The organism is Streptomyces katrae, assembly GCF_000966975.1.
In the GTDB taxonomy this organism is placed as follows: Bacteria; Actinomycetota; Actinomycetes; order Streptomycetales; family Streptomycetaceae; genus Streptomyces; species Streptomyces katrae.
The window spans coordinates 1-2,785 of record NZ_JZWV01000426.1 but is presented as its reverse complement, the minus strand read 5'-3'; the positions used below and the strand labels follow the sequence as shown (position 1 = coordinate 2,785).

At 76.2% G+C, this 2,785-nt stretch carries 5 protein-coding genes; 2 read left to right on the top strand and 3 right to left on the bottom strand.

Features of this window, described 5'->3' with window-relative positions; genetic code table 11:
* Window positions 1-4: 4 nt before the first annotated feature.
* Window positions 5-835, top strand: a complete 831-nt coding sequence (locus VR44_RS16320) for a phosphotransferase family protein (RefSeq protein ID WP_094191693.1) — start codon at window positions 5-7, stop codon at window positions 833-835.
* Here VR44_RS16320 and VR44_RS48430 read toward each other — a convergent pair.
* From VR44_RS48430 to VR44_RS47215, 3 genes are read right to left on the bottom strand one after another with little or no spacing between them, the layout of a single operon-like run.
* On the bottom strand, window positions 826-1,281 hold the full coding sequence (locus VR44_RS48430) for an AMP-binding enzyme (RefSeq protein ID WP_342669352.1): 456 nt from the start codon (window positions 1,279-1,281) through the stop codon (window positions 826-828). The two genes, VR44_RS16320 and VR44_RS48430, sit on opposite strands and share 10 nt — an antisense overlap.
* 2 nt (window positions 1,282-1,283) lie before the next feature.
* Window positions 1,284-2,225, bottom strand: coding sequence for an AMP-binding protein (locus VR44_RS47220; RefSeq protein ID WP_281187146.1), 942 nt, complete (start codon window positions 2,223-2,225; stop codon window positions 1,284-1,286).
* A 25-nt stretch (window positions 2,226-2,250) separates the two neighbouring features.
* Window positions 2,251-2,463, bottom strand: a complete 213-nt coding sequence (locus VR44_RS47215; RefSeq protein ID WP_245691864.1) for a hypothetical protein — start codon at window positions 2,461-2,463, stop codon at window positions 2,251-2,253.
* 91 nt (window positions 2,464-2,554) lie between these two features.
* Here VR44_RS47215 and VR44_RS16310 point away from each other — a divergent pair.
* Window positions 2,555-2,785 (top strand): helix-turn-helix domain-containing protein (locus tag VR44_RS16310; protein ID WP_045948227.1); only part of this gene is annotated, 231 nt, incomplete at its 3' end.

Here is a 2,785-nt window from a genome sequence, read left to right as displayed (position 1 = left end):
CCGGCTGGAGCTGGCGGGCGGTGCGGCGGGCCGCCGGGCACTGGTGCTGCGCTCCTTCGTCCGGCCCTTCTACCTCCGGCACGCCGAAGGACTGCTCACGCGCGAAGCGGAGATCCTGCGGCTGCTCGGCGGTACGGACGTGCCCGCCGCCGCCCTGGTCGCCGTGGACGCGACCGCGCAGTACTGCGACCATCCCTCGCTGCTGATGTCCCTGCTGCCCGGAACGGTCCGCCTCGACGGTGACGAGGAGGACCGGCGCGCCGGGCTGATGGCCCGCCAGCTCCTCGCGGTCCACCGGCTGGAGGTGTCCGAGGGGGACCGGCCCCGCGCCTACCAGGCGTGGACCTCCGCCGAGGGGGTCACCCCGCCGGAGCGCACCCGGCGGCCGGAGCTGTGGCGGCGGGCCGTGGACGTCATCCGCCGCGAGCCCCCTCGGTACCGGGCCTGTTTCCTGCACCGGGACTTCCACCCCGGGAACGTCCTCTTCGAAGGCGCCGGCGAGGAGTTGCGGATCAGCGGGGTCGTCGACTGGGTGGAGACCTCCTGGGGCCCGGCCGACCTGGACGTCGCCCACTGCTCGACCTCCCTGGCCCTGCTGCACGGGGTCCCGGCGGGCATGCGCTTCGCCGACCGCTACCTCGCCGCGGGCGGAACCCTGACCGAGGACCCGGCCGACCACCTCTACTGGCGGCTCCTGGACGCCCTGGCCTTCGCCCCGGACGCCGAGAAGGTCGGCGTCCCCTGGCGTGCGCTGGGCCGGACCGACCTGACCCCGGCGGTGCTCGCGGACCGGCTGGAGGGCTACCTCGAAGCCCTCTTCGCCCGCTACGGCTGAGCCGGCTCCGGGCCGCCCGGCGCCCCCAGAGCCGCCGCCAGCAGCCGCTTGTCCGGCTTGCCGACCTCGGTCAGCGGGATCCGGTCCACGGTGTGCACGGCACGGGGCGCGTACATCGCCCCCTTGTGCAAGGTGACGTACTCCCGGATCGCCTCCGGCCCCGCCTCCCGCCCCGGCACGGGGACGACCGCGGCGTGGACCTCCTCGGTCCCGTCCGCACGGCGCACCCCGAACACCGCGCACCGGGCGACCGCCGGATGGGTCAGGAGCAGTTCCTCGACCTCCGCCGGGTGGACGTGTCCGCCGACCACGACCACCTCGTCCCCGAGCCGGTCCACGACGAACAGGTGCCCCGCGGCGTCGAGGCAGCCGACGTCCCCCGTACGGATCCAGCCGTCGCGCAGCACCTCGGCGGTCGCCCCGGGCTGCCGCCAGTACCCGCTCATCGTCATCGGCGTCCGGACGACGATCTCCCCGGTCTGCCCGGCGGGCAGGGGCCGGCCGTCGGCGCCGCGGATCTCGATGCCGCCCGTCCCGCCGTCGGCCGGCCGCCGGGACCCGTCACCCCGTGCTCGTGCGGCAGCACCTCGGCGATGTTGCCCGCCTCCGTCTGCCCGTACCAGCCGTGCAGCACCGGCCCGAAGGCCCGGGCCGCCTCCCGCAGCCGGCCGGCCGAGGCGGCGGTGCCGCCGTAGAAGAGGCGGCGCAGGGCGGACAGGTCGGCCGCCGGCCGGTCCGGATGGTCCAACAGCTCGTAGAGCAGCGGCGGCAGGAGCCACAGGTCGGTGACGCGCTCGCGGGCCAGTGCGGCCAGCACCTCGCCCGCGTCGAACGCGGGCATGAGCACGACCGTGCCGCCGGCCAGCAGGGTGATGTCCGCGAGGATGCCCGCCATGTGCGCGAGCGGGGTGCAGGCCAGGGCCCTGGGCCGGCTCCCGGCCGGGATCCGGCCCGCGTAGAGGGCCAGCACCGAGGCGTACGGGCCGTGCGCCATCCGGACGCCCTTGGGGATCCCCGTGGTGCCGCCGGTGAAGCGGACGCACCAGTCGTCCCCCGGCCGGACCGCCCCCGCCACGGGCAGCGGCGGCCGGAGCGCGGCGGCGGCCGTCAGGTCCTCGAACTCCGGGGACGGCCCCAGCGACAGCACGGCGGACACCGCCGCCCGGGCGAGCAGCGCCCCGGCGGCGGCCTCCGCACCGGGCGCCGCCAGCAGCACCGCGGGGCCGAGGCCCTCCGCGATCCGGGCCCGGGCCTCCGCCGCCATGCCCTCGCTCAGGAACACCACCCGGGCGCCGAGCAGGTTCGCCGCGTACCGGGCCAGGAGCGCCTCGGGCCGGTTGCCCGTCAGGAAGGCGACGGTGGCTCCCCGGCCGACACCGCGCGCCGCCAGCTCCGCCGCCGTCCGCAGGACCCCGTCACGCAGTTCCCCGGCCGGTACGGCGGGGCCCCCGGCCGGGACCAGGGGGGACCAGGGCGGGGCGGCCGGGATCGCGGGCCAGCACCTCCAGCAGGGATTCGACGTAGTTCACGTACGGCCGGGGCGGGTTGGTGCGGCCCTCGGCGTCCTCGGTGCTCCGGACGTTCTCGGCGTTCTCTGCGTTCTCGGCGTTCTCTGCGTTCTCGGTCATGTTCCGGAGGCTAGGGGCGCACCGCTCATGCGGTCCAAGACCGGTTCGGGCATGTGAGGATGCCCTCACGGTTATGAGGGGGGATACCGGAATGGAACTGCTCGCGCTGCGCTGCTTCCAGGTCGTCGCACGCCACGAGCACATCAGCCGGGCCGCCGCCGAACTCCGCGTGGCCCAGCCCTCGGTGAGCCGCACCATCGCCCGCCTGGAGGCCGAGCTCGGCGTGGAGCTCTTCGAACGCCGAGGCCGCCGCATCCGCCTGAACCGGCACGGCGCCGCCTTCCTGCGCCGCGTCGACCGGGCGCTGGGCGAACTCGCGGAC